Genomic DNA, 4,808 nt, shown 5'->3' with positions numbered 1-4,808 from the left:
CGCGGGCGGTGGCGGTGGGGGAGGCGTGGGCCCCTGACCAGTCGGGCGGGCGAGCGGGATGAAGGGCGGGCCGGATGAGGGCTGCGGGCTGATCGGACCCTGCTGACCCTGGCCATGGACTTGGCCCTGAGCTTGAGCGTGGCCCTGACTTTGGGCCTGGCCTTGACCTTGGACCGGGCTCTGGCCCTGGCCCTGGATCGGAGGGGCCGAAATGGGCTGGTTTGGTACGGCTTGCGGACGGGGCGGCTGCTGGCCGGGCAGCGGGATGAATGGCGGTCCCGACTGCGCAGCCTGCGGCGGTGCTTGGGGCGTCATCGGGGGCGCGGACTGAGGTGCTACCTGCGGCTGGCCCTGCACGGTTCCGTGCGGCATGGGCTGTGTCGTGGCTTGCGGCGCAGACTGCGGCGGCTGCGCAGACTGCGGCGGCTGCGCGGGCTGCGGCGCGTTCGGGCTACCGGACTGCTTGTACCAGTCCGGCGCCGTGTAGACCGGGCCGGCCCAGTCCTCGTCCTCGGGGCTGTCGCCGAACCCGTTCTCGCCGCTCACTGCCGCCACCGCCACCCTCCAGATCCACCGTTGGCACAACTGTAGTCAGGCCGCCACCCGCTACGGAATGAGTAGTGAATCGGTGTGATTCGAACGCAATCGGACTGAAGGGACCGGTGCTGCGCAGCGCGACAAGAGGGCCGAACGCGCGCGTCAGTCCATTCGGCGTGGAGCGCCGATCAGGCCGGCCTCCAACTGCGTGGGCATCCCGTAGACGTACTGCCTGCCGTGGCGCGCGCACCACAGCGTCAGTTCGTCCGGTAGACCCGGTAGCGCCTGCACGTCCTCGTTGCCGAGGCGTACGACGCGCGACGCGAGCTGCGCCTCCTGGGGCGAGATCCGCTGCAACGCCACCAGGTCCGCGCCGACCAGCTGGCCCGCGTAGCCGGGATCCAGGAACGGCAGCAACGTCAGCGTCGTCTGCCACGGCGTCTTCGGCTGCGCGAGCCGCGGGGGCCGCGCGCCACAGTCGCGGATGAGCAGCACCGGGCTCGTGGAACTCGCGCCGAGCGCGCCGACGCGGCGCACCGGGACCAGCGCCACGATCTGCTGCCCGCCGCCGGCGTTCTGCGCCAGCGCGCTCCACAACTCCGGGCGCGCCGTCTCGATCACGATCCGCGCCCCGGTGGCCGCCGCGCGCAGCGCCAGCAGTTGCGCCAGGTACGAGCCGGCCACCAGCGCGCCGTCCACCGGACGCGGCCGGAACAGGCCGAGGACCGCGGGCTGGCGATGCGGGTCGGTGCCGATCACCACGCCGTCGTCGCCCACCGGCAGACTCAGAGCGTTGAGTCGGTCGGCCTCCAGGATGTGTCGCTCGTGCCGCGGCCCGCGCACCGGCAGCAGCCTGGTCTCCTCCGCGCGAGAGGGGCGGGCGGCGACGACGAGCCGCGGCTGTTGACCTCCCTGGCCTTGGGACGTGCCCTGAGGCGTGCCCTGGAAAGGTCCGGCGTCGAAGGGACGCGCAGGGGTCGCAGTACGCGCATATCCGCTGTCCGAGTAACCACTGGAGCCGGTGCTGCTCATGCTTCCCCTCCCAGCGGAATCGTCGCCACCAGACCGGGCAGCTGCTCGCCGTCCAGCCGGGTCAGGTGCGCCCCGGCCTTTGCCGCGCGCTGTTCCAGCGTCTTCGTCGCCTCGGCCAGCTGCGCCTCCGAGCGCGCCGCGACGCGCACGTGCGCGCTGAAGCCCACCGAGCCGCCGGTGCCGCGGGTAGCGGTGACCGCGAAGCTCGTCGCCAGCGTCGGCACACTGGTCAGCGCCGCGACCAGGTTCGGCGTGCTGTCCGCGGCCAGCCTCGGCAGCTTGTCCACCCAGTACGTCGTGTGCCAGCGGTCGTCGCAGCGCCAGGTGCGCTTGGTCTCATCAGTGCGGTGCGCCGTGCCCGCCGAGCGCGGCGTCGTGCCGACCTGCGGGTTGACCGCGCACGCGGTACCCAGGGCGGTGATCAGCTCCGGCTCGCTCAGCGGTACTGCCTCGAAACCGGCGCCCTCCAGGTCACTGGCCACCCGCTGCACCGCGGTCAGCAGCGTGCGCTGGGTGCCGACGGCGCCGCCGCCGCGCGCCTCGATCGCGCCCATCGCCTCCTGCGGATCCAGCCGCACCGCGACCCATGTCGTGCGCTGCCCCGGAACGTCGCCCATCACTTCCTGATACGAGCGCACCGCGAGCGCGTGCGGCGGCAAATGCGGAGCAGGCGCCGGCTGCGTGTACGTGACGATCTGAACGCAGGAGGCTGACAGCTTGTCGTCGGCCAGCACGCCGGCGATCGCCCCGAGCGGCAGCGGTTGCGCGGTACGCGGCGCGCGCAGTGGCTCGGTACGGCTGCCGACCCGGATCACGGCGGTCAGGAACGTCCCGTCGCCGATCATGCCGACCGGCTCGCCGCTACGGCTGCTGATCGTCACGGTCCGCAGCCCGGGGAACGTCTCACGCAGCGGCGCGAGCGCGGCCTCGCCGCCCGAAGCGTCAACATTCTGCGAGCGCCGCTCGCGGTACTCGCCGCGCACCAGGGACATCTGGCCGAGCCAGCGCCCGTGGCTGCCGGCCAGCGCGCCCACGACGCACAGCGCCGCGATCGGCAGCGTGAGCGCGACCCAGAACGTGTGCTTCGTCAGCAGCGGCACCGCCACGAGGGCTGCGGCCGCCTCGAGGAAGACCAGCCGGATGACCTGAAGCCGCCCGATCCGGCCCGGCCGCGGATAGATCGCGGCCTGGGCACGCACGGGAGCGGAGCGCTGGGCACCCGAACCGCCGCCCGACTGCGACCGACCGCCGCCGCGCCGCCCGGAATTGCGCCCACCGTCCGGTGTGCCCGGATTGTACGGACCGTTCGATCCCCGATTGGTCGTCGCCGCCGTAGCCATAGCCCCTCGCGCCTGCCCCCATGCTGTCACCCAGAGCGCCGCCCCAGGTCGTTCCGTCGCTGGAACCGGAATTGCACCGCTACCGTACTTCGTCCGAGCCGCGGAACTCCACCATCGATCTCAGATCCTGTGGATAACTTTCGCCGCACGGCACACACGGCCGCGCGCCACAGTGCGGTGAGATGTCCGTGCGGTGCCCGGGGCCGCGAAGTCGGTGCGAAAGAGGGTACCGTGTGCACCGCCGTACTCTGTGATACAAGGGGTCGCACGACGCGCGAGCACGGCGCACACACAGCAGCTTCGGCACCGTCAATGCGGTAACACAGCAGTCGTACGTCATTCATGGGGGCGAGGGGTAGAGCATGGCTACTCGCAAAGACCAGCTCGACGCGTTCGTATTCGCGCGCAGGCGGATGGTCGCGAATCTGGTGGCGCCCTCGCCCACCGGCAGCGACGAGGCCGCGCCCCGGCCCGTCAAGACCTTCTTCACCTCCGCGATCCTCAGCGCCATCGCGGTGGCCGGCGTCGCCGTGCTCGGCGTCTTCAAGCCGTCCGCCCCGAGCGGCTGGGAGAGCGGACTGGTCGTCGACAACTCGTCCGGCGCCGAATACGTCTACTCGCCGCAGGACAAGCAGCTGCACCCGGTGGTGAACGCCACATCCGCGATGCTGCTGCTCGGAAGCAACTTCAAGAAGTACGACGTGCCGGACAGCGTGATCAACGGGCCGGGCGTGACGATCGGGGCACCGATCGGCATCCTGAACGCGCCCCCGGACGTGCCCAGCCCCGGAAACGTCGACCTCACGCAGTGGACGCTCTGCCTCGACTCGGCGAGCCACGCGGACCAGACGAAATCGGGCGGCAAGACGATCCTCGAGATCGGATACGGCGCCGGTTCGGACAGCATCGCGCTGCAGAACACCGGCTTCGTGGTGCACGACACGAACAACACGAACTACCTCATCGACGGCGACTACGCCTATCCGATCCAGCAGAGCGCCGTCACCAGCCAGCTCGTCGAGGTCTCCGTCCCCCAGGGCACCGGCGCAGGACCCTGGGTGTCCGACGCCTGGCTCAAGGCGTTCCGCCCCGGCACGCCGCTGCAGCTGCCGAGCGTCGCAGGCCTCGGCGACCCGGTCACCGCGCCGGACCAGCTCGGCAGGCACATCGGCGACTTCGGCACCGTGCAAAGCGAGAACGGCCAGCAGAGCGGTTACTACATCCAGACCGAGGACGGGCTGGTCCAGGTCAGCGCCTTCGTCTACTCGCTCTACAAGGTCGGGCCGGCGGGCACCAACGGGAACGTGCGCCAGATGTCGCTCAACGGGTCGCAGATCCTCAACGCCAGGCCGAGGGCTGAGCTGACCTCTCCGACCTCGCTGCTGAACGCCGGCAGCGATTGGCCGCAGAGCCTTGTCACACTTGTCGACACCGACGGGAAGACCCCGGGCTTCGGCGTGCTCTGCGCCGGCTTCTCCCAGAGCTACGACGGTGATCTGCCGCACATCTCGCTCTACTACGGCACGCACCTGCCGCAGCCGCTGCCGACCGGCATCTCCGTGCAGGGCACCGGCCAGGCCCTGGCGGACTACGTCCTAGTCAAGGCGGGCCACGCGGCGTTGGCGCGGAAGGTGAGCGGCGGCAACAACCTGGACAGTGGCCCGGAGTACCTGATCACGGAAACCGGCACGCAGTACCTGATGACGCCGAGCGCGAAACTTCCCGGCGCGGCGGCCGACGCCCAGCCGGTCAGCGCTGCGCAAATGCTGCTGTACGACAAGGTGCAGGTGACGCACGTCCCGCAGGCCTGGATGAGCCTGGTGCCGATCGGCCCGGCATTGGACCCGGCGCGCGCCGGCACCACCCCGTCCCTCACGAGCAATTGAACCGGTTGACGGC

General features: G+C 70.8%; 3 protein-coding genes. 1 reads left to right on the top strand and 2 read right to left on the bottom strand.

What is annotated here, in order from left to right; translation table 11 throughout:
• Window positions 1-699 precede the first annotated feature (699 nt).
• Both VFB40_RS05890 and eccE read right to left on the bottom strand, forming a co-directional pair.
• Window positions 700-1,569 carry a hypothetical protein gene (locus VFB40_RS05890; RefSeq protein ID WP_324848266.1) on the bottom strand — a complete coding sequence of 290 codons (870 nt, stop codon included), beginning with the start codon at window positions 1,567-1,569 and terminating at the stop codon, window positions 700-702.
• Window positions 1,566-2,768, bottom strand: a complete 1,203-nt coding sequence (gene eccE / locus VFB40_RS05885; protein WP_324848265.1) for a type VII secretion protein EccE — start codon at window positions 2,766-2,768, stop codon at window positions 1,566-1,568. Before eccE ends, VFB40_RS05890 begins: the two co-directional genes overlap by 4 nt.
• Window positions 2,769-3,271: 503 nt before the next feature.
• Here eccE and eccB point away from each other — a divergent pair.
• Window positions 3,272-4,795: a type VII secretion protein EccB gene (eccB, locus tag VFB40_RS05880; protein WP_324848264.1), complete on the top strand. Its 1,524-nt coding sequence runs from the start codon at window positions 3,272-3,274 to the stop codon at window positions 4,793-4,795.
• The last annotated feature ends 13 nt before the right edge of the window (window positions 4,796-4,808 follow it).

The sequence above is a fragment of the Actinocrinis sp. genome (assembly GCF_035650855.1).
GTDB lineage: Bacteria > Actinomycetota > Actinomycetes > Streptomycetales > Catenulisporaceae > Actinocrinis.
This window is presented reverse-complemented; position numbering and strand designations above follow the sequence as displayed.

Excerpts from the sequence above, each read along its gene's own strand:
- VFB40_RS05890 (WP_324848266.1), bottom strand. The coding sequence starts at position 1,569 with ATGAGCAGCACCGGCTCCAGTGGTTACTCGGACAGCGGATATGCGCGT.
- eccB (WP_324848264.1), top strand. The coding sequence starts at position 3,272 with ATGGCTACTCGCAAAGACCAGCTCGACGCGTTCGTATTCGCGCGCAGG.